Below are 22013 nucleotides of genomic sequence, written 5' to 3' on the forward strand. Positions count from 1 at the left end.
CACTGTAACCTGAAGCATGTATCGGGCCCGTAAAAGCGATGCAGGAGAATCAGACTGCAACGATGCGCTGCCCACTCAGATCTGCCGGCACCGTCGATTCGTCATGCACTCGCGCCCAGTGCGACGCGCGGAACCATTCTTCGAGGGCTGCGGCCGGAATCGGCTTGCTGATCAGATAGCCTTGGGCGAGATCGCAACCGAGCGCGCGCAGTCGCTCCAGCACGGCTTCGGTCTCCACGCCCTCGGCCGTCACCTTCAGACCCATGTTGTGGGCCAGTTCGATTGTCGAACGTACGATGATTTCGTCGTTCGGATTGTCGAGCAGGTGCATCACGAAACTGCGGTCTATCTTCATTTCGCTGACCGGCATCTGCCGGAGGTAGGACAGCGACGAGTAGCCGGTGCCGTAATCGTCGATCGACAGCGCGCAGCCGGTCTCGCGCAGCACCTGCAGATTCGCCAGTGCGCGCAGCGGATCGTCAAGCACCGCGCTTTCGGTGATTTCGAGCGTGATCAGGCGTGCCGGACAGCCATGGCGTTCCAGCATGCGCGCGAACAGCGCCGGCAGTTCCGGGTTCAGCAGGTCACGCGCGGAAATGTTCAGCGACACGTTCACCTCCAGCCCCTGCCGCAGCCACACCCCGCACTGACGGATCGCCGCATTCATCACCCACAGCGTGATCGCCTTGATGTAGCCGGTCTGCTCGGCAAAGGGAATGAACTCGAAAGGCGGTACGAAGCCGCGCGTCGGGTGTATCCAGCGCACCAGTGCCTCGACGTGGTGCACCGGATCCGGCGCCGTCGCCACCTTGGGCTGGTAGTACAGCACCAGTTCATCGCGCTCGACTGCCAGCCGCAGTTCGCTCAGCAGCGACAGCCGCTCGACGTTCTGGTCGTGATGTTTGGGGTCGTAGATCTCGGCCATCGTGTTGTGACGCTTGGCCAGATACATGGCCACATCGGCGTGGCGCAGCAGCGACTGCGCGTCGCTGCCGTGTGTCGGGCAGGCGGACACGCCCATGCTGGCGCTGACATCGACCATCTGGCCGTCGAGGTTCATCGGCCGGTTCATCGCCTCGGCGATGCGGTGGGCCACGCTCAGCGCCTTCGGCGCATCGGCGCCCGGCAGCATGACCGCGAACTCGTCGCCCCCCAGCCGCGCGACCTGGTCGCGCACGTCGCGCAGCGTTTCGCGCAGCCGCCGCGCCACCTCCTGCAGCAGCAGATCGCCCAGATCGTGACCCAACGTGTCATTCACCATCTTGAAGCGGTCCACGTCCAGGCACACGACGGCGAGATCGCTGCCGCCGGCGACCGATGCGCGCAGGGACTCCTCCAGCCTTTCGGTAAAGTAGGCACGGTTGGGCAAGCCGGTCAGCACGTCGTAGTAGGCCAGTTCGCTGATGCGCGTCTCGCGCAGCGAAATGGCATCGGTCATATGAACGAAGGCATTGGCGAGCTGGCCGATCTCGTCACCGCGGGCCACTGCGGGCGGAGTGCCGTACTCGCCGGATTCGACGCGGCGCGCGAATTCCGCCAGCCGGACCACCGGCGAGGCAATGGATCGCCCCATGAAGGCACTGGCGGCCAGCGCCAGCAGGACGCCAAGCAGCGAAAGCCCCGTCCATTGGCGGTACAGGCGTTCCCAAGGTGCCAGCGCGCGCTCCAGCGACAATTGCAGCACGGCGCCAACCCGCTGCTGCGGACCTGCGTCGATCGGGTGCATCAGGCTGACGTAATCGTGATCGCCGAGCGTCAGCGCCTGGTCCTGCGGTGCGCCGCGCCTCGACAACTCACCGATCAGCGCGCTCTGCAGCGGCTCGTCCAAGGTGCTCGTCGCCAGCACCCACCTGTCGTCGCCACTGCGTCGCACGAAACTCACTTCGAGGCCGGTCACGCCCTTCAGGTCATTGGCCAGGCTCTTGTCCACGCTGAAGCCCATCACCACCCAGCCAACCGGCACCGGCGCCATCACCGGCACCACGACCAGCTGGTAGAGCATTCCGGACACCACCGCAAAGCCGCCGCTGTGTGCGCCGCTGCGCGCGCCTTCGATCAGCTGGCGCAGACGCTCGGGCGTGCGCCCCGGATTGAAGGACGAGCTGGCAACGACGGACTCGTCGAGTGCCAGCAGCAGCATCACGTCGGCACGGATGCGCCCGCCGTGGTTCGCCAGCGCCGATTCGATCGTTTCCCTGTCCTGGCTGAGCAGCGCCTCGCGAAAACCGTAGTCCGCCGCCAGCACGCGCGCCGCCTGGGTCAGCTGCGATGCCCGCTCGTCGAGCAGGCGCGCGAACACGCGGTCGCCCGTCTTCAGGTCGGTCTGTGCATCGGCCATCGCACTGCCGCGACCGATCTGGCCGAACAGCATCAGGCCGCCGATCTGCGTAACCAGCAGCAGTGCAGCGCACCAGGCCGCGATCTTCCATTTGAGGCTGAACCGCATCGACTCAGGGCCTCAGTTCGACCTTGACCACTTCGGTCAGGTCACCGGCGATGCGCAGTGGCCGCGGCGGGATGTCGGGCATGCCGAGGCGACGCGGGTGCCACAGCTGAAGCTGGTAGTCTCCAACCGGCACGTCGGCGATGCGGGCCAGGCCGTCGGTCTGAGAGATCGCCGACCACGGCGTATCGACCACGACGACGTAAGCCGCCATCTTGTCGTGGATGTTGCAGCCCAGCACGACGACGCCCGGCTTGTCGAACACCACCGGCTTTTCCGGCTTGCCGGCGTAGAGCTTCAGCTCGAAAACCTTGGCCGCCGAGAAGGAATAGACGTGATGGCGCACCGTGTCGTTGTTCGGAAACTCGATCGCGGTACCGGTCTGCACGACGCTGATCGCCGGCAGAAAGGTCTTGTTGCGCTGCTCGATCTGCGCCGGTCTGGCAGCAGGCAGGCCGCCGCGCGACACCGGAACCAGCGACACGACGACGCTGTCCAGCGCATTGCCCGATCCATCGCCAGCCTTGATCGTGACCGTGGCGGCCCGTGCAGGCAGGCCGGCGCCCGCCAGGACGACGGCGACGAGCAGGACACGGCGGACATGATGAAACACGATGACGGCGCAGGGCACGGCGGTTCGCTCTGATCGTTGACTGCCTGATTAACGGACGTCGCCCCGGTCCCTTGAGGCGGGCAGCTCACCCGACGGGGCAAGACGGACGAGACAGCTGTCTCAAGACCGGGCCTGTGCAGCCGTCATCAGGTCGGTAACCATGCGGATCGCACCGCCGCGGCGCCGCACTCGAACAACGACATACGGATCCTCACGATGAAACATGCTCTCGCTTTTCCCGCTGCAGTCATTGGCGTCACCCTGCTCGCGACCGGCTGCGCCGGCCTGTCCGACGCCGGCGGCACACCGCGCAAGGAGATCGTCCGCGCGGTCACGCAGTCGCACCACCTGGTCAGCTTCAACGCCGGGCAGCCCGGCCGGCTGCTGTCGGACGTCGCACTGAAGGGTCTGGCCGCCGGCGAAACGGTGCTGGGTATCGACTACCGGGTCGCTCGCGGCGAGCTGTATGCGCTCGGCAGCAGCGGTCGCGTGTTCCGCGTGGATACCGCGAGCGGCCAGCTGACGCCAGTCGGCAACGAGACATTCGCGCAGCCGCTGAATGGCCGCCAGTTCGGCTTCGACTTCAACCCGGCGGCCGACCGCATCCGCATCGTGTCCGATACGGGGCAGAACCTGCGCGCCCACCCGGACACCGGTGCCCTGGTCGACGCCTCGCCCGATGCGCCGGGCCTGCAGACGGACGGCACGCTGCACTATGCCGCCGGCGACGCGAACGAGAAGGTGGCACCGCGCGTGGTCGCTGCCGGCTACACCTACAACAAGGACAACGAGAAGCTCACCACCAACTACGCGATCGACGGCGCCACCGGCGCACTGGTTCGCCAGGGTTCGACCGAGGGCACGCAGCCCGTCGTGTCGCCCAATCTGGGCAAGCTCTACACGGTGGGCTCGCTCGGCGTCGCCGGACTGACCGACGCCCACTTCGACATCGCCGACCTGAACAACGCCGCCTTCGCCGTACTTGGCACGGCAAAGGCGGCCGCTGCCCAGTTCTACGAAATCGACCTGAAGAGCGGCAAGGCGACGCGCATCGGCCAGGTGGGCACCGGCGAAGCGCTGCGCGGCATCGCCATCGAGCCCTGAAGGATTCCGCTCACCCGCAGCGCCCTCACTCGTCGGCAAACTCGCAGTGGCCGGGCCCCAGCTCGGCCGCCTGCGTTGCCGCACGACGGGCCGCCGCGAACATCGATTCGGCACCGATATAGCGCGCATCGGCGATGGCGATGCCGACTGCGACCGGCACCGAAATGTCGCGCCCGCCCACGTTGAGCGGCGCCGACAGTTCCTGCACCAGACGGCTGGCAAGTTGCGACACGGCCGGTATCACCTCGTTCGAGCCGGACAGTGCACGCGCCGCCTCACCGGCGCGGAAATCGGTCAGCAGCACGGCGAACTGGTAATTGTCGAGATAGGTGATCGCCGCCCCCGGGTAATTGACCGGCCGGAAGCGGCGCGCCACCGTGGCCAGTATCTGTTCCGCCGCTTCGGCGCTGCTGCTCATCACCGGCTCCGCCAGACCGCTGGCGTCCACCCATAGCAGCGCGAAGGGGTGCTCGTTCACCTGCGACTGGTGCAGCGTCCACGCCAGCAGCGCGTCGAAGATGGCGCGGCTGGTCATGCCGGTGCGCGCCTCGAACCACATGCGCCGGCGCGCTTTTTCCTCCGCACCGCGCCGCTCGCTGACGTCGGTGATGAAGCCTTCGATCGCCAGCAGTTCGCCCTGCGACGAAAACACGCCGCGACCCTGCTCCCACACCCAGATGTAGTTGCCGCTGACGTCGGCGATGCGGTAGGAAATCTGGTAGGGCTTGTGCTGCGCCAGATTGGCCTGCACCTGCGCCCACAGGAATTCGCGGTCCTCCGGGTGCACCAGGCTGCCGAAGGCCACGCGGTGGTTGTCCACCAGTTCCCACGGTTCGTAACCGATCAGGTCCACGCTGCCGTCGCTGACGAATTCCATCGTCCAGTCCGGGTCGTTGCGACCGCGATACACCATGCCTGGCACGTTGGCCAGCAACGTGTTCAGGTAACGCCGGCTCGACCCCAGGTCCTCGCCGCGCCGGCGCCGCGTCACCTCGGTCATGGTGCCGACGACACCGAGCAGGTCGCCGTCGGGCAGCGTGCAGGTCTGCGCACGCAACATGACCCAGAACACGGTGCCGCTGCCATTCACCATGCGCACTTCAGTATTCAGGTGATCGAGCTGGCCACCGGCTACTGACAGCATGCCGCGATCGACCGCGTCGCGGTCTTCGGGGTGGATGGCCACCGACAGCAGCCGGCCTCGGCTGTCCGCCATGCTGCGGCCGGTGAGCCTCTCCCACGCGCGGTTCACGTAGGCGATGCGCCCTTCCGCATCGGTCTTGAACAGCACCAGATCGAGCTGGTCGAGCACCAGCGACATCGAGTTCTCGACACCGTCGCGCACCGGCGCGGCCGCCGCATCCGGACTGAACTGGATCAGCAGGCTGCCGGGCACCGACGACAGCGGCGAAATGCTGGCGTGCATCTTGATCGCACCGCCGTCCGAGCGCACCAGTCGCAGCACGCCCTCGGCGTCCGACGCGTCCTCGCCGCCGGCGATCGCCATCAGCGTCGCGAAGCGTGCGTGATCGACTGGATGCAGCAGGTTGGTGAAGGGCAGGCCGACCACCTGGTCGCCGCGTCCGCGGTAGTTCAGCAGCGCGAGGAAGGCCTGGTTCGCAAAAGTGATCTGCTGCCCCTGAATCGTGACCGAGGGCGACGAAATGTTGTGGCACAGTTGACCCGCCCACTCCATCTGCTGCGCACTGGCCTCCGGCGGATGCGGGCGACCGACATACCAGGGCAGCCGGCGCGCCAGGCCGAGCATGGTGAGCCCGGCCAGCACGACGGCACCCGGCAGCGCATAGGCCATCGCCGAGCCGTACCACGAACCGACCACTGCAGCGAACAGCAGCGCCAGTATCCAGGCTGAAAACACGTACAAAGTCATGGTGATCCGTTCTTTCTTCGGCCCCAGCGGGCGCTATCCCCTATATACCGGATTGGTCGCCACTCTGGCGGGCTGCGCGGTCGCCGCCGTGCTCAGCATCTGGGGCAGCGTCGAGATCGAGCGTCAGTTCGAACAGGTGTTCGGCACGCTGGTCGATCTCTGTGCGCTCAGCGCCGGCGACCGTGACTCGGCCGTCTGCGCCGCCTTCGCCAGCGTCGAACGCACGCTGCTCGAACGCGTCGCCGTAATGCTGCTGCTGCAGGGGCTGTGCTTCGCCGTCATCATCGCCGGCACCCTGCTGATCGCCCAACGCGCGCACCGTGTGCTGGTGCGGCGGACCGAATCGGCGCTGTCGCTGATGCCGGACAGCGCCCGCACCCGCGGCCGCGACGAGGTCGAACGCCTGGTCGACAGCCTGGCCGAACTGACGGCGCGCCAGGCGGGCTTCGAAGCCGAGGGCCGCTGGCGGCAGCAGGTCAGCGGCGAACAGCTGCGCCGCAAGAGCCAGGCGCTGCAGACGCTGCATCAGGTGGCGCGCATGTTCACCGACGGTGACGTGTCCGAGTTCAGCCTGCGCAACGGTCTCGCCCTGCTCGAAACCTCGCTCGGCGCACAGACCGCCGCGCTCTGCCTGAACACGCCGGCACACAAGGCGCTGGGCACCGGCCCGCTGCTGTGCACCCGCGGCGAGCCGGCCATCGTACGCCAGCTCGGCGCCGAACAGAGCGCGCGCGAGGTCAGCGCACGCGTGGTTCCGCCGTCGGGCGACTGCACCGCGCATTCGCTGGTGGTGCCGGTATGTCGCGGCGACGTGTCGGTGGGCACGCTGGTGATCGAATTCCCCGAAGTCGCGCGCGTCGACGACCCGCAGGTCAATCTCGCCGAGAGCTTTGCCCACCTCGCCGCGCTGGCCATCTCCAGCATCAGCCGCAGCCAGGAGGAAAGACGGGTGGCGCTGATGGAAGAGCGCAGCGCCATCGCCGGCGAACTGCACGACTCGCTGGCGCAGTCGCTGGCCTACATGAAGATCCAGGTGGCGCGGCTGCAGCGCGGCCTCGATCGCGAAAAGCATCCGACCGACGTCGCGCAGGCGGCGCGCGAACTGCGCGAAGGCCTGTCCGCCGCCTACCGCGAAGTGCGCGAACTGATCGCCGCTTTCCGCGTACGGATGGGCCCCGGCGGCCTGCTGTCGACGGTACAGGACGCGGTCGACGACTTCGCCCAGCGCAGCGGTCTGGACATCAGCTTCGTGCACGACCTCGGTCGCTGCCACCTCGAAGTGAACGAGGAATTCCACGTGATGCAGGTGATCCGCGAAGCGTTGTCGAACACCGTGCGCCACGCGCGCGCCTATCATGTGTGGGTGAGCATGCATTACGGCCCCGAACACCTGCTGAACGTGGTCGTCGATGACGACGGTCGCGGCCTCACCAATCCGTACGCCGAAAGCAACCACTACGGCCTGAGCATCATGCGCGAACGCGCGCGCTCGCTCGGCGGCGAAGTGTCGGTCGTGCACCGCCCCGGCGGCGGCACCCGCGTGCAGCTCGCCTTCGCACCGCAGAAACTGCCGGTCGGCCAACTAGACGAAAGTACCGCATGAGCATCCGCATCCTGCTGATCGACGACCATCCGCTGTTCCGCAAGGGCGTGGCCCAGCTGGTGCGCGCCGACGACGAGCTCGAACTGGCGGGCGAGGTCAGCGACGGCGCCAGCGGCATCGCGCTGGCCGCCGAACTCGACCCCGACCTCATCCTGATCGACCTCAACATGAAGTCGATGAACGGCATCGAAACGCTGCGCCAGCTGAAGGCCTCCGGCGTGCGTGCGCGCTGCGTCATGCTCACCGTGTCGGACGACGAGCGCGACGTGCTCGACGCGATGAAAGCCGGCGCCGACGGCTATCTGCTGAAGGACATGGAACCGGAAGAACTGTGCGCCCGCATCAAGCAGTCGGTCGGTGGCAACGTGGTGCTCGACGCCAGCGTCGCCGGCCTGCTGGCGCACGCGCTGAACGCACCGCCGGCCGCCTCGCACAGCGATCTGACCGAACGCGAACGGGAAATCCTCGGCCTGCTGGCCGACGGCCGCAGCAACAAGGAAATCGCGCGCGAACTGGGCATTTCCGACGCCACGGTGAAGGTGCACATCAAGCATCTGCTGCGCAAGCTGAACATGAAGAGCCGGCTCGAAGCGGCGGTGTGGGCACTGCAGAACCCGCAGTTCAGACAGATGATGGCAGGCTGAAAAAGACAGCGCGCAGCCGTCCGGGAAGCTGAATGCCGCGCGCTGTACAACGGTGCCTGCAAGGCACCAACGAGGTCGGTCAGAAGGTACGCTTCACGTAGAGCAGCCACTTGCTGTCGCCGGTGTCCTTGCAGCGGATGCCGTTGTCGCAGATCGTGTAGAAGTTCTTGTCCGCATTGGTGTCGACATACGCCACCGCCGCCTGCCAGCCCCCTTCGAAGTTCTTCGTCACGCCCACCTTCCAGTCGGTGAAGTCGTAGTCGTCGTAGTTCTTCACCTTCTGGTGACCGACGTGAACGTTGGCGATCCACGACGGCATGAACTCGTAGTTCGCGTTCAGCTCGATGTAGTCCGATCCGTCCGAATCCGCTCCGAAGGCCTTCTTGCTGAAACCGAAGTAGTCGGTCACCGCGTACGAGTACTTCAGCTGGATGAACTTCCACGTCACCGCTGCGTTCAGTTCCAGCGTGTTCAGGCTTTCGGTGCCGCCGCCGACCAGGTCGTACTTGCCGCCCGGAAAGATGAACTGCAGGAAGCCCACGTCGAAGGTGAAGTCGCCCACCGTCTTCGCGTAACCACCGTACACGTCGATCTCGCCGGTCGCGTTCGACAGCGCCAGGTCGCTCACATTGGTGCCCCAGATGCCCAGGTAGGCGCCACTCTCGTGGGCAACGTCGAAACCGCCCTGCACCGCCGGATTCTCCTGCGTGTAGCTGATGCCGCGGAAGATGTACTGCGAGAACAGGCCCACGTTCGCGCTGATCGTGTAGGCCGGTGCGGCGGCTTCCTCGGCAAGTGACGACAGCGGCAGCAAACAGGTCAGTATCGCGGGCAGCAGCCCCTTCATCCGTGTTCTTCTCATGTTGAAACGTCTCCTCTTGCGGTGGGTGAAACGCCGGATCAGTGCCCGGCGCGGGTAATCAGGGACTGCGCCTGCAGCCAGCGCAGCGCACGCGCCACCGCGTCGGCCGATGCGTGCAGGTGCTGGCCGATGTCGCTCGGTGCCGTTTGTGGCCCACCCTGCAGCAGTTCGTCGAGCCGGCCGAGGTCTATGCCGTCGATGAAGCGCACACCGCGCGGATGCTCGGCACTGACGACGACGCGGCGCTCGACGATGAAGCCGTCCTCGACCACCGGTCGCGTCGCGAACGCCGCCGCGGCGACCGGGGCGAGCGCCAATGACGACGCAACGGGTGGCGAGGTCACCTGCCGCCAGAAGGGCTCATCGGCCCAGTGCATCTCGGCCGCGTAGTGCTGCCGCGCCGCCTCGACGCGCGATGCGAACACCGTTTCGATGCGTTCGCGCAGGTAGCGCTGCGCCAGCGCCTTCTGCGCCGGCCGCCGCAGCAGCGTGTTGACGACGGGCACCGCGGCAATGGCGCCGGACGCCGCTTCGAACATGCCGTGACCGGACAGCGGATCGCAGGTATAGGCGGCATCGCCGACGCGCAGATAGCCGTCGCCGACGGCGCCGCCACGCAGCGCCGCCTGTATGCCACGCGCCCGCGTCGCACCGGCCGGTTTCAACTGCATGCCGAAACGTCGTGGCAGGCGCGTGAGTTGCGCCAGCGCTGCCGCGTGCGCCAGATCGAGGTCGCCGCCGACGGCCGCCACGCTGGCCGGCTGCACGACCACCTGGATGTGCGCACGGCCCTGCGGATCGACGCCGCCCCAGGCCCAGCCGGAGGGAAAGGATTCGATGAAGGTAGTGCGCGGCTGCGGCCGCGCACCGTCGAAGGTGCGGCCCAGCGACACCAGCGTCGGGCCGGCATGGCGATCGGGTGCCATCTTCGGCGCGGTGTGACCGCGGCACTCGGCGAGCAGTGCGGCGTCGGTGCGCTGCAGGCAGCCGTCGGCGTCCTCCCAGCGCACGCACCAGCCGCCGTCCTCACGCCGTTCCAGTTCGCGCACCAGCCCGTCACGGAGGTCGACGCCCGCCGCGCGCACGTCACGCAGCAGTGCTTCGTCGAAGGCAACGCGGTCGACGACGAACTCGCCGTTCATCTCGACCTCCTGCGCGTTCCAGCTCGACACGCGATGCCAGCGCGGGCCGAGCAAGGCCAGCGCCTCGTGACAGCCGAGCTGCTTCAGCGCCTCGACCACACGCTGCGACAGACCCTCGACCGCAGCTGCCGTGCGCGGACGCCCGATCACCTGCGCCGATATGTCGTGCCGCGCCAGCGCGATCGCCAGCAGGCTGGCGGCCGGTCCGGCGCCCAGGATGACCAGCGGATTCATCGTTGCACCTCCCTGTGCACGGGTTGCGGGCGCAGTGCGAGCCACAGCGCGCCCAGCGAAGTCAGCGTCAGACCGATCCACAGCAGCGAGGCGAAAGGCAGCACGCGCAGCATGACCACGGCCTGTGCGGCCTGCGGCCCGCCCTCGAGCGCCGCCACCGCGGACGAGGTGGCGACCCACAGCTGCAGGTCGCGCGCCCAGCCGCGGTCGATGAAGGGATGCAGCACATAGCCGGGGTGGTCGGCGTAGCGCGCATAGCGGTAGTCGAGGATTTCGCAGATCTGGCGCACCGGCCCCGCGTAGCCGGCGATCGCGCTGCGCGCGTCGCGGTACAGCGTCTGCCCCTGCAGCACGCCGTGCTCCGGCGTCGCAATCTCGATCTGCGCCAGCGCGCGGAAGCTGCCGTCGCCGTGCGTGCGACCGCCGTCGGACGCGCGGTCCACGTCGAGCCCGGTAACGCGTACGGCATAGCCCTGGTACCCGCGCTGCCAGTCACCGTCGATATCGACCAGGTGCTGCGAATAGCCATTCAGCGCCGTCGCCAGCAGCCCGCCCCACAGCGCGACCACCGCCCCAAGGTGCAGCAGGCCGAGCGGCAGCAGATAGCCGGCGGTGCGCCGGTTGTGCCAGGCGCCGTGCAGGCTCCAGGCCGCACAACCGAGCGCCAGATAGGCGCCGCCGATCAGGGCTGCATCGATGCGCGGCAACACGGTGACGATCTGCTGTGACAGCACGCCACTGCCGGCGTAATGACCGGCCAGCAGGCCGCCCTGCACGAACACCGCGACGCACGCCAGCGCCGCGACGGTCAGCGTGATCCAGCCCAGTCGCGCCGACAGCCGGCGCGCGAAGAACCAGCCGCCGATCAACCCTGCCGCAACCATGGGCAGCAGCAGAAGGCGCGCCAGCCCGTAGCCATCGATGTCCCACTGCGCGAAGGCCGCGCGCAGCGCCGGCAGTTCGGAGCCGCGTGCCCAGTTGCGCAGCGTTTCGAAGAAGGGCTTCAGGTCGTCCGGCCGCGGCAGGGCCTGTGCGCTGGCGTAGAAGGCCCAGGCGAGATGCGCCACTGCGGCCAGGCCGATGAACACGAAAATGAGCTGCGTCGCGCGCAAGCCCCAGGCGGCGAGGTTCAGGCGTTTCGCACTCGGCAGGGGCCGCACCGCGCGCAGTCCGTGCAGCCAGGCGGCCAGTCCGGCCAGCGACAGCAGGACAGCCAGCGTCATGTGGGCCGCCCAGGTCGACGCGCCGACGTAGCGGTGCGAACTGGCGAGCACCTCGTTGCGCGTGACGCCCATCGCGACCGCGGTCAGCACCGCCGCCGCCAGTGCGGCGAAAGGCACCCAACGCCACATCGTGCGCCCGGGCCGCCAGCCGCCTGCACCGTGCAGATGGGCGGCGAGCAGGCACCACACGGCGAACACCGCAGTCTGCACCGGGTCCCAGTGCCACACCTGGCCGTACATCGCGTCTTCGAAGGCCCACACCATGCCGAAGCCGATGCCGGCGGTGAGCAGCGCCCAGGCTCGTCGCGCGTGCGTCAGCGCACTGCCCGGCCAGCGCGTCTCCTGCCCGCCGAGCGCAGCCAGCGCGGGCGCGGCGAGCGACAGCGTCCACGCGTAGGCGGCGAGGATGAGCGGCGCGTGCACCAGCATCCATATCTTCATCAGGTGCGCGTTCATGCCCTGTGACGCTGACTTCTGCAGCCAGTCGACCGGGGTCGCCGCGAACGGACCAAGCCAGGCGGCGGTCAGCGCATACCAGGCCGCCAGCAGCGCCGCGACGTCGATGCGCTGGCGGCGCTGCGCTGCCCCACGCGCGGCCAATGTGCTCAGGAAGGCGGCCAGCAGCAGCGTCGTACCTTCGTCGCCACCCCACAGATTGGCCAGCTTCAGATGCAGCGGCAGTTCTGCGCCGCTGTAGATCCACACGTAGCGCAGGTCGAAGCGGTCGCCGACCAGCAGCACGGCGAGCGCAATCAGCGCGCCCCACAGCAGACCGGCCGCGACACGCAGCAGCGCGGCGCGCCGGGCGGGCGCCACGCCGCTCCACAGTGCGGCGGCACCCGCGGCTGCAAGCAGCGCATTGCCAACCGCCGGCAGCGCCGTACAGACAAACGCCGCCAGCAGCACTGCGCTCCACAGCAGACGATCACGCATGACGGCGCTCCGGTCCGACATGGATTGCCGCGCCTTGCAGCCGCTCGCGCAGATCGCTCGGCTCGACGCCCTGCGCGAGCAGCGCGGCGATCAGCCCGCTCATCCGCGCGGTGGCGATGCTGGCGCCGCCGCCGCGTTCCGGATGACCGGGTTCGATCAGCGCGTGCGTGCCGAAGTCGGCTGCCGCGCTCGCCAGCCACGACAGCTCGCCCGGCGCGCAACGCGCGTCGCCGGTGACGGCGATGCAGTGCGCGAAGGCGGCCGGATACACGGGCGCGCCGCGTGCAGGCGCCGAGGCGACCAGCACGATGCCGGCGTCGGCGGCGTCGCGGCAGGCCTGCGCCAGCCGAGGGCTGGCGGTCGGCATGCCGAAGCTCATGTTGATCAACTGAACGCCCTGTCCGATCAGCCAGTAGAAGCCGTCGAGCACCGCATGGACCGTGGTTTCACGGCTGCGGTCGAACACCTGCGCCACCGCCAGCCGGGCCTGCGGCGCGTGCGCGAGCACGCAGCGCGCGATCTGGCTGCCGTGGCCGCGCGCATCGGCGTCCAGCGGCGCGGCTCCGGACGTGGCATACACCGCGTCGCTCAAGCCGCTGTCCAGCGCACTGTCGAGCAGACCCACGCGAACGACTGCGGTCATGCGGCGGCCTGCGGAAAATCGATGACGCAGTCGAAGGCGAGCTGCGACAGATCGCGGTGACTGACCACGATGCGCGTCGCCTGCGGCAGCAGCGCGTCGATCGCCGCGAGCGTGCGCAGTTCGAGTGCGCCGTCGAGCGAGGACGTGCCCTCGTCAATCACCAGCAGGGCCGGCGACATCAGCAGCGCGCGCGCCAGGGCGACCCGCTGCCGCTCGCCGCCGGACAGCGAGGCGCCGCGCGGGCCGACCATGGCGTCCAGCCCGTCGGGCAGACGCGACAGGAAGTCGCTCACGCCGGCCGCCTGCGCCGTCCGCTCGACCTCGTCGCGACGCGCGTCCGGCCGGCCGTAGCGGATGTTGTCGCGCAGCGAGCCGGTGAACAGCACCGCCTCCTGCGACACCACGACGACGTGCCGACGCAGCGTGGCGCGGTCGATGGCCTGCAGGTTCACGCCGCCGATGGCCATCCAGCCGGCCGACGGTTCGAAGTGGCGATGCAGCAGATCGATGAAAGTGGATTTGCCGCTGCCTGAATCGCCACGTAGCCACACGCGGGCGCCGGCAGGAAGGGTCAGGTTCAGTCCGCTGAACGCTGGGCGCGCCGCGCCCGGATAGCTGAAGGCGAGGTCGCGCACCACCAGGTCGCCGGTCGGCAGAACGTCTGCCGGCAACGGCGCCGCATCGTCCGGCACATCGAGCGCGCGCAGTTCATCGACGCGGTTCAGGCCCACCTTCACCCGCTGCCACTGCAGGTAGAGCCCCATCAGCGCATGCAGCGGCGCGCTGGCGCGCTGCACGCAGGTGGCGAAGGCGACGAGCGTGCCCAGCGTCAGCGCCTCGCCGGCCAGCATCGACAGGCTGCCGCCGACGAAGATGCCGATCACCGCCAGCGACAGCAGCAGATTGGGAAAAGCGCCGCCGAGATAGCCGAACAGCTGCAGCGACAGCAGGCGCTCGCGCACCGCGCCGTGCAAGACGGCGAGCCGTTCCAGCTCGCGCCGCTCGGCGGCGTGCGTCTGTATGCAGCGCACCGCACCGACCTTCTCGACCAGGAAGCTCGACACCTCGACACCGGCGTCGCGCGACTGCTGCGACAGCTTTTCGATGCGCGGTCGCACCCAGGACAGCACGATGCTGTTGAGCCCCATCAGCAGCGCGAGGAAAAGCGCGAGCTTCGGGCTGAGCAGCCAGAGCAGGACGACGGTGCCGATCAGCGTGAGTACCGAGTTGATGGCCGACAGCACGGCGTCGACGGCGAAACGCTGCACCTCGCCGAGGTCGCCCTCAAGCCGCGTCAGCAGGTCGCCCTGCCGCATGCGCGCGAAAAAGGCCGGCGACAGCCTCAGCACATGCGCGAACAGCGATTCGCGCATGCGATGGAGGATGCGGGCGGACGCCGCCACGTGGATGCGGCGGCAGGCGAAGCCGACCGCCAGCGCGCACAGCGCCAGCCCCACCATCCAGCCGCCACTGGCCAGCACCGCCGCGCGATCGTGCGCGAGGATGCCGTCGTCGATCAGCGCCCGGGTCAGCAGCGGCTGAGCCAGTCCGGCCAGCACGGCGAGCATCGAGAGCAGAAGCACGGCCACCAGCGCCGGCCACTCTGGCCGGATGAAGTCACCGGCCCAGCGGTAGAGCGCGCCGAGACGACGGTCGCCCTGCCCCGCAGACGCCGCCGCGACCGGCGCGGCGCCCGCTGCGGGCGCATGCAGTGCTTCTGCCCTCATGCCGCTCAGCGCTGGAAGATGCGCAACGAAGTGAGCACCTGGTCGCCACCGCCCGGCGTGCGGATGTTGCCAATGCGCTTCAGCGTGGCGCTGTCATACACCGCGATATCGCCCTGGGTGCCGCCGATGTACAGCTCCTTGCCGTCGCTCGACACATTCACGTTGTAATAAGTGTGATCGAGATCGACGCGGTCCATCTTGCCGGTCTTCGTGTTCACCTTGGTGAGCTGGGTATAGACCGTATAGGTTTCGTCGCGGCGCACCGGGTTCACCACGCTGGAAAACAGCACGACGCCGGCGTTCTCGAATTCCTTGAAATGCACCGTGTCCTTTTCCAGATCGAGCGTCCAGATGCCGGCGCGGAGCGCGGACGGATCACCCTCCGGCTTGTTTCCGTAGGCCACGTAGTACGGCGTGGCGAACACATTGGTCTGTTCCCACTGCGGCCAGATCGCCAGCGTGTCCGGCTCGCCCTGCTCGCCGTTCTTCCAGCTGCGCCACGGGTGCTTGCCCTTGACTGCACCGGTCTGCGGGTCGAGCTTGAGCATGTCCCAGCTGAAGGCGTACAAGGTGTCGCCCTTGGGCGACCAGGCCAGCGTGGACACGCGGCGCGGCACCTTGAGCTTGCGTACCGGCTCGGCGTCGGTGCCGGCGTCGGTGCGGTAGATCGCGATGTAGGGATCGAGCGCCTTGTACTCGCCCGGCAGCAGCTGGGTCGGGTTCACATAGACGGCCAGCTCCTTGCCGTCCGGGCTCAGGTCCATCGGGAAAGGCGACTTGCCGCGGATGTCGCCGCCGGACAGTTCGGCGCGGAACACCTCCTTGCCGCTGTCCAGGTCGATGCCGGACACGGTTTCCCAGCGGTTGTGGATGACGTAGGCGGTCTTGCCGTCGCGCGAATGCACCAGCGTGATCGGGCTGTTGCCCATCGAGGTGTTGGGAATGGTGTGCGTCTTCACCACCTTGCGTTCCTTCGCGTCCATCACGAACACGAGGTTGGGGCGTGCAGCCGTCACCAGATAGTCCTTGGCCGCGAGGGCGGCCGTCGGGAGGGCGCCGAACAGCGCGACGCCGGAGCTGGCGGCCAGTGCGGCCGCCGTGGTCTTGATCTTCATGGTCAGCAGTTCCTCTTGTACGTTCGCGGGCTTACTTCGGGAACACGCTCTGCAGCGCCTTCCAGTCGCGCGCAGCGTCGTCCTTGCCGGTGTTCCAGTCCGGGTAGTTGTGCAGCGTGTCCGGCACCTGGGCGGGCCACCAGCACGGATCGGAACAGCCGTACAGATCGGCTTCCATCGGCTGGCACAGGCCGGCCACGCCGAGGAAGGGATCCAGTTCCCAGCCCGGGTCGAAGGTGGTGGCGCAGCCGGCGACGGCGGCGGTCATCGCGACCACCTTCTCGACCGCCTCGTCGTTCGGGGCGGCTTCGATCTGGTGGGCCTTGCGGTTCAGCGGTTTCAAGCGGTTCATAGTTCAGAGCTCCTGTTCGCGACGTGCTTGTGGAGGAAGGCGGGGTTCTTTTCGAGGATTTCGAGGTAGGCCTCGATGCCGAAATCGACCCACTCCCTGAGCAGTTCGCAGTAGTGATAGACCGGCGAATGCGGGTCGCTGAAGTTGGCGTAGGACTCGTGGTAGCAGCCACCGGAACACAGATTGCGGATGCGGCAGGTCGAGCAGCCGCGCTCCGAACGGTCGAGCGCGCCTTCGAGAAAGGCACCCAGCTCCGCCTTCGCGATGCCGGTGTCGACGTTGCCGAAGGTCGGCAGCTCGGAGCCGGTGAAGCGGTGGCAGAGATTCAGTTCGCCCTTGTGATCGACCGCCAGCAGCCCGATGCCGGCACCGCAGGGCAGCGCCTTACGACGGCCCTCGTACAGATCGGACAGCATCTGGTGCATGTTCGAGAAGCCGATGTTGCGGCCCTCGACGGCCGCCTCGACATACTCGCGGCCCAGCGTCTTCATCGCGTCGAACACCGCGCGCAGCTCGTCACCGACCAGGTTGAAGGTGGTGATCGGATTGCTGGTGACCGGCGCGAAACCCACTTCGGCGAAGCCGAGTTCGTCCTTCAGGTGATGGTGGATGGCCGCCACGTCGGAATAGCCTGCGGTCAGCGTGACCCGCGCACCGACCGCCCGCGCGGTGTAGCGCGACAGCAGCATGCGCGCCTTCTTCGCCACCACCTCGTACGTGCCCTTGCCGCCTATCGTCTTGCGACGCAGGTCATGAACCGCCTGCGGGCCGTCCATGCTGATCGAGATGCCGAAGGAATGCTCGTTGAACCAGTCGGCGATCTCTTCGGTGAGCAGCGTGGCGTTGGTGGTGAGCGAGAAGTCGACCTGCTTGCCCTCCTCGCGGCAACGCTCTTCCGCGTAGGCGGTGACCGCCTTGATCAGCCGCATGTTCGACAGCGGCTCGCCACCGAAGAACACCACGTTGACGCGGTCGCGCTTCGCACCTTCCTTCAGCAGCAGCTCGATGCTCTTCTTCGCCTTGTCGAAGTCGAGCTTCTCGCCCTTGGACGGCGTCGTCAGGTCCTCCTTGTAGCAGTAGGTGCAGCTCAGGTTGCAGCCGGTGTTCACGTTCAGCACGATGGTGCTGAGCGGGAACTCGGTCACGCTGATCCCGGCGCCGCGGTCGGCCACGGCGGGGTCGCCGCGCAGCACGCCCAGCGACTTCAGATCCTCGATCGCGTCGGCGATCAGCGCTGGCGAGCCGCTGCCCGAGAAGCGCTGCAGCAGCTCCTCGAAGCTCACGGTCGCCTTCGGCCGCACGAAATCGAGCACCTCGGTGGTCACGCCGTCGAGATCGAAGATGCCGGTGCTCGGCACGTGCAGCAGCACGCGCCGGCCCTTCACATCCACGTCGTGGAAGGCGTGCGTATCGACGTAAAGCAGGTTGGCTTCGGACATGGTGGCTGTTCCGGTGACGGCCCGCGCTCAGCGGATCGGGGGATCGTTGAAACGCTGCACGGTGACGATCAGCGGCGCCGTGGCCTTGACCGTGCGCGTGCCGTCCTTGACCGCGGCGGTCACCTTCAGCTCGCCCGCGTTGTTGGTGCGGTACTTGCGCTGCGGGTTGGGGCCGGCGTCGTTGGTCATGAACAGGCCGGTCTGGTCGATGCGCCCGGCGAACTTGGCGTCCTTCATTTCCGCCGCCACCTTGTTCAGGTTGTCGAAGGACCAGGCCGCAGGCATGGCGCCCAGCAGCACATCGTCGGCCGTGCCCTGCTTGCCGTCGGCGCCTACGGCGTAGGCCAGCGCTTCAAGCTGGGCCGGCACCTTGTTCATCGAGCCGCCGTTGCCGCCGACACGGGCCATCGGGTGGTCGGGCGTGATCTTCACGTAGTCGATGCGCTGATAGACCTTGAGCGCGTCGCCGCTGCGCGCATTGCCCACCTTCACCTCGCGCGGGCCGGTCACGGCGTCCTTGGCCGATTCGACCTCGACCACCACGCGCTCGGCGCTGCGCTCGGCCACCGACAGCACCTTCACGCCATTGCCCAGGCTCACGTCGCCATCGAGACCGACGCCATTGATGACGAGGCGGCCGCGGGTGCCCGCCTTCAGCGCGGCCGGCTGTACTGACAGCACGGTCGGCTGGGCACCGTCCGCACGCACGGCACGCAGCGTGCCGCCGATCGCGTCGTAACCGGACTCGAACCAGCGCCCGGACAACGCGCGACCGCCATCGGCCAGCGTCATGACCTGGTTGATCTCGCGCTCGCCACTCTTCAGCGTCGCGCGCCATTCGTGACCGGTGTAGACGAGGGCGGATCCGGTCAGCTGTTCGCTCGTGCCGTTCTCGTAGCGCACGGTCATGCTGACCGAATAGGCGTCGTTGCCGGTGCGCTTGACCGTGGCCGTGCCTTCGTAGGCGCCGGTGCCCGGCTTGTGGCCGACCAGGCGCCAGCTGCCGCTCGCGTCGGCCGGCTTCTGCGCCTTCCACTTGTTCCAGCTGTCGGACTCGAAGCCATACACCTTGCCCAGTTCGACCGCGGCCTCGCCGGTGGCAATGTCGAACCAGTTGCGATCGCGACCGCCGGCCTGGATCTCGATCGCCGGAAACTGGCCGACGTGGAAATGCACCAGCTTGCGCCAGTCCGCCTCGGTGCGGCGCTGCACGGCGATGCGGCCGTAGGAATGGCAGCGCGCGCAGGTGTCGCCGATCAGCTTGTTCTCCGGGTGCTCGACCACGCTGGGCGTGCGGTCGACGATGTAGCGGTGCGCCGCCGACTCGTCCGGCGACAGGCCGTAGGCGTCCGACAGGTACTTGACGATGGCGCCGCGCTCGTCGTGGCTCAGCTTTACGCCGTGCGCGAAGCTCATGCGGGCGACCGTCATGTCCCAGCCTTCCGGTGTGCGGCGGCTTTCACTGATGCGGTCCCACTTGCCGTCGCCCTTGGCGGAGTGACAGGACGCGCACTTAGTGTTGACCAGCGCTTCGCCGGCCGGGGCTGCCGCGTAGGCGCCCGCGACGCAAAGCTGGGTGAGCAGGCCGGTGGCAAGCACGAGCGCTCGCTGCGACCTCCTGTTGAGTACTGTTCTGTGCATCGAGTACCTCTTGAGTTGTTGGCCATGAATGCCGCCCGGTGGCGATGCGGCGTCTGTGGATCACGGCGCAGGCGGAGCTCGCCGGCCGTTGATCGACTATAGGAGTGGGGTCCGCGCGGGCGTTATCGCGAACCGGCCAGAGCTTCCGTTCGCACTATCAAGAATCGGCCCGTTCGTCCGGACGCCGCCCGGCGGTGTATTGCCGGGGGATGTGGGCAGGCCTACCATGAGTTTCAGAGGAGTCCGGGCGAGCCGGGCGGGTCCGGTCTGCGCGCCGGAACGCACGCCGATCCGCAGACACAGAGAACGCCGCCATTTTCCGAAGCGTCATCCGTACTGCCAGACAGCATGGGTTGCGCCGATCACGAGCGGCGAAGGGAGTGAGCGTGAATACCGTTGAATCCACCCGCGAGATGCTGTCGCACGAACAGCCGGTCGGTCCCCAGGTGTGCTGTTTCGTCACCGAGGACCCCTGTCAGCACGCGGACAGCCTGCCGCAGTGGTCGCAGGAATACCTGCAGCTGACCAGCGGCGAATTCCGCGGTCGCATCGTCGAAATGTCGTCCGGTCCGGTGCAGCTGTTCCGCGAGTCGATGGACCAGGTGATCGACGAGAAGGGCCATCCGCGGCCCTCCTCCTACACCTTCGGTGTGCCGATCAACGTGCATCCGGACGGCTACTGGCAAGCGCAGGAGGTGCGCCGCGACAGCCTGCTCACGCTGCTGCCGGGCGAGGAACTTCACTTCCGCACACCGCGGATGTCCGACATCTTCGTCGCGGTGATCGACGCCGACACGCTGGACGGCTACGCCGAATCGGTGCTCGGACGCGAAGTCGCGAGCGTGGTCGCGCGCACGCAGATGCAGACGCTGCAGTCAGGTGCGGCGATGCGATACCGGCAGGTGCTGCACGAAGTGATGTGCTGCGTGCAGTCGACGCCCGAGGTGCTGCAGCACGCGGCCTCCTGTCAGGCGGTGTCGGAATCCATCATCAATGCATCGCTCACCGCGCTGCTGTCGATTTCCGAGCGGCCCGAGCGCAGCCGCGGCGGGCACGCCATCCACCGCGCCATCGTCGAACGCGCACGCCAGTACATCCTTGCCAACCGCGACGCGCCACCGTCGGTCAGCGACCTCAGCGTCCATCTGAAGATGAGCCGTCGCGGCCTGCACCATGCCTTCATGAACGTGCTCGGCATCAGCCCGGTCACCTTCCTGCGCTACGTGCGCCTGCACGGCGTACGCAAGGACCTGCTGCATGGCGGCCCGGACATGTCGGTCAGCAGTGCCGCCTGCAAGTGGGGCTTCTGGCACATGGGCATGTTCTCGTCCTACTACAAGGCGCTGTTCGGCGAGTCGCCGTCGTCCACGCTGAAGCGCCCGCCGCAGGTGCGCGCCCAGCCGTGGTCCTCGGGTACCGGGGACTGGCCCTTCCCCGGGCTGTCTGACTGAAAAAAACGGCCGCGACGCGAGGAGAGCGTGCGGCCGTCAAGGATTCCGCCGGAGGCGGAATCCGCGAGGACATTGTCGATACTTCAGAACGTGCGCTTCACGTAGAGCAGCCACTTGCTGTCGCCGGTGTCCTTGCAGCGGATGCCGTTGTCGCAGATGGTGTAGAAGTTCTTGTCCGCATTGGTGTCGACATACGCCACCGCTGCCTGCCAGCCGCCTTCGAAGTTCTTCGTCACGCCCACCTTCCAGTCCGTGAAGTCGTAGTCGTCGTAGTTCTTCACCTTCTGGTGACCGACGTGAACATTGGCGATCCACGACGGCATGAACTCGTAGTTCGCGTTCAGCTCGATGTAGTCCGATCCGTCCGAATCCGCTCCGAAGGACTTCTTGCTGAAACCGAAGTAGTCGGTCACCGCGTACGAGTACTTCAGCTGGATGAACTTCCACGTCACCGCCGCGTTCAGTTCCAGCGTGTTCAGGCTTTCGGTGCCGCCGCCGACCAGGTCGTACTTGCCGCCCGGAAAGATGAACTGCAGGAAGCCCACGTCGAAGGTGAAGTCGCCCACCGTCTTCGCGTAACCACCGTACACGTCGATCTCGCCGGTCGCGTTCGACAGCGCCAGGTCGCTCACATTGGTGCCCCAGATGCCCAGGTAGGCGCCACTCTCGTGGGCCACGTCGAAACCGCCCTGCACCGCCGGCTTCTCCTGCGTGTAGCTGATGCCGCGGAAGATGTACTGCGAGAACAGGCCCACGTTGGCGCTGATCGTATAGGCCGGCGCGGCGGCCGTTTCCTGCGCCTGGACGGTGACGGAAGCGGCGAACAGCGCGAGCGCGGCCAGCGGGAGGCGAATGCAGTTCGTTTTCATGATGTCGGATACCTTTCTGAATGTGCCCCGCAGGCGCGAACGCGTGCCGCGCTCCGGAGGAAGTTCGTTCGAATGCGGATGCCT

General features: G+C 67.6%; 17 protein-coding genes. 4 read left to right on the forward strand and 13 right to left on the reverse strand.

The features are described from left to right. Nucleotides 1–49: 49 nt before the first annotated feature. Together WJU27_RS13915 and WJU27_RS13920 are read right to left on the reverse strand one after the other, a co-directional pair. Nucleotides 50–2446, reverse strand: a complete 2397-nt coding sequence (locus WJU27_RS13915; RefSeq protein WP_341422492.1) for a putative bifunctional diguanylate cyclase/phosphodiesterase — start codon at nt 2444–2446, stop codon at nt 50–52. A 4-nt stretch (nt 2447–2450) separates the two neighbouring features. Then, nucleotides 2451–3056: a methylamine utilization protein gene (locus tag WJU27_RS13920; RefSeq protein ID WP_445928436.1), complete on the reverse strand. Its 606-nt coding sequence runs from the start codon at nt 3054–3056 to the stop codon at nt 2451–2453. A 216-nt stretch (nt 3057–3272) separates the two neighbouring features. Between WJU27_RS13920 and WJU27_RS13925 the strand changes: the two genes are divergently transcribed. Then, nucleotides 3273–4160: a DUF4394 domain-containing protein gene (locus tag WJU27_RS13925; RefSeq protein WP_341422494.1), complete on the forward strand. Its 888-nt coding sequence runs from the start codon at nt 3273–3275 to the stop codon at nt 4158–4160. A gap of 25 nt (nt 4161–4185) precedes the next feature. On the opposite strand, the gene WJU27_RS13930 is transcribed toward WJU27_RS13925, so the two are convergent. Continuing rightward, nucleotides 4186–6051 (reverse strand): sensor domain-containing diguanylate cyclase, encoded by a 1866-nt coding sequence (locus WJU27_RS13930; protein ID WP_341422495.1) that lies wholly within the window; start codon nt 6049–6051, stop codon nt 4186–4188. Here WJU27_RS13930 and WJU27_RS13935 point away from each other — a divergent pair. Then, complete coding sequence (locus tag WJU27_RS13935; RefSeq protein ID WP_341422496.1) at nt 6050–7654, forward strand: ATP-binding protein; 1605 nt, start codon at nt 6050–6052, stop codon at nt 7652–7654. The genes WJU27_RS13930 and WJU27_RS13935 overlap by 2 nt on opposite strands. Next, nucleotides 7651–8298 (forward strand): two-component system response regulator NarL, encoded by a 648-nt coding sequence (gene narL / locus WJU27_RS13940; protein WP_020163158.1) that lies wholly within the window; start codon nt 7651–7653, stop codon nt 8296–8298. Before WJU27_RS13935 ends, narL begins: the two co-directional genes overlap by 4 nt. 79 nt (nt 8299–8377) lie before the next feature. Here narL and WJU27_RS13945 read toward each other — a convergent pair whose 3' ends face one another. The 9 genes from WJU27_RS13945 to peaA are packed head-to-tail and all read right to left on the reverse strand — an operon-like array spanning nt 8378 to nt 19609. Continuing rightward, complete coding sequence (locus WJU27_RS13945; RefSeq protein WP_341422574.1) at nt 8378–9145, reverse strand: TorF family putative porin; 768 nt, start codon at nt 9143–9145, stop codon at nt 8378–8380. Nucleotides 9146–9198: 53 nt separating this feature from the next. Next, nucleotides 9199–10536 (reverse strand): flavin-dependent monooxygenase QhpG, encoded by a 1338-nt coding sequence (qhpG, locus tag WJU27_RS13950; protein WP_341422497.1) that lies wholly within the window; start codon nt 10534–10536, stop codon nt 9199–9201. Beyond that, the gene (gene ccsA / locus WJU27_RS13955) at nt 10533–12692 is read right to left on the reverse strand and encodes a cytochrome c biogenesis protein CcsA (protein WP_341422498.1); all 2160 of its coding nucleotides are present in this window, start codon (nt 12690–12692) and stop codon (nt 10533–10535) included. The genes qhpG and ccsA overlap by 4 nt, the downstream gene beginning before the upstream one ends. Continuing rightward, the gene (qhpE, locus tag WJU27_RS13960) at nt 12685–13335 is read right to left on the reverse strand and encodes a subtilisin-like serine protease QhpE (RefSeq protein ID WP_341422499.1); all 651 of its coding nucleotides are present in this window, start codon (nt 13333–13335) and stop codon (nt 12685–12687) included. The genes ccsA and qhpE overlap by 8 nt, the downstream gene beginning before the upstream one ends. After that, the gene (locus WJU27_RS13965; protein ID WP_341422500.1) at nt 13332–15062 is read right to left on the reverse strand and encodes an ABC transporter ATP-binding protein; all 1731 of its coding nucleotides are present in this window, start codon (nt 15060–15062) and stop codon (nt 13332–13334) included. Before WJU27_RS13965 ends, qhpE begins: the two co-directional genes overlap by 4 nt. A 5-nt stretch (nt 15063–15067) precedes the next feature. Next, nucleotides 15068–16177, reverse strand: coding sequence for a quinohemoprotein amine dehydrogenase subunit beta (gene peaD, locus WJU27_RS13970; protein ID WP_341422501.1), 1110 nt, complete (start codon nt 16175–16177; stop codon nt 15068–15070). Between the two features lie 31 nt (nt 16178–16208). After that, complete coding sequence (qhpC, locus tag WJU27_RS13975) at nt 16209–16529, reverse strand: quinohemoprotein amine dehydrogenase subunit gamma (protein ID WP_019915608.1); 321 nt, start codon at nt 16527–16529, stop codon at nt 16209–16211. After that, nucleotides 16526–17968, reverse strand: coding sequence for a quinohemoprotein amine dehydrogenase maturation protein (gene peaB, locus WJU27_RS13980; RefSeq protein ID WP_296808205.1), 1443 nt, complete (start codon nt 17966–17968; stop codon nt 16526–16528). Before peaB ends, qhpC begins: the two co-directional genes overlap by 4 nt. Before the next feature lie 27 nt (nt 17969–17995). Continuing rightward, nucleotides 17996–19609 (reverse strand): quinohemoprotein amine dehydrogenase subunit alpha, encoded by a 1614-nt coding sequence (peaA, locus tag WJU27_RS13985; protein WP_341422502.1) that lies wholly within the window; start codon nt 19607–19609, stop codon nt 17996–17998. 386 nt (nt 19610–19995) lie between these two features. On the opposite strand from peaA, the gene WJU27_RS13990 reads away from it, so the two are divergent. Next, a complete protein-coding gene (locus WJU27_RS13990) occupies nt 19996–21060 on the forward strand; it encodes a helix-turn-helix domain-containing protein (RefSeq protein WP_232419751.1) in 1065 nt (354 codons plus the stop codon). Nucleotides 21061–21143: 83 nt separating this feature from the next. Here the strand turns inward: WJU27_RS13990 and WJU27_RS13995 are convergent, their stop codons facing one another. After that, nucleotides 21144–21929, reverse strand: a complete 786-nt coding sequence (locus WJU27_RS13995) for a TorF family putative porin (RefSeq protein WP_341422503.1) — start codon at nt 21927–21929, stop codon at nt 21144–21146. Nucleotides 21930–22013: the final 84 nt, after the last annotated feature.

It is taken from the genome of Methyloversatilis sp. NSM2 (assembly GCF_038066675.1).
Classification (GTDB): domain Bacteria; phylum Pseudomonadota; class Gammaproteobacteria; order Burkholderiales; family Rhodocyclaceae; genus Methyloversatilis; species Methyloversatilis discipulorum_A.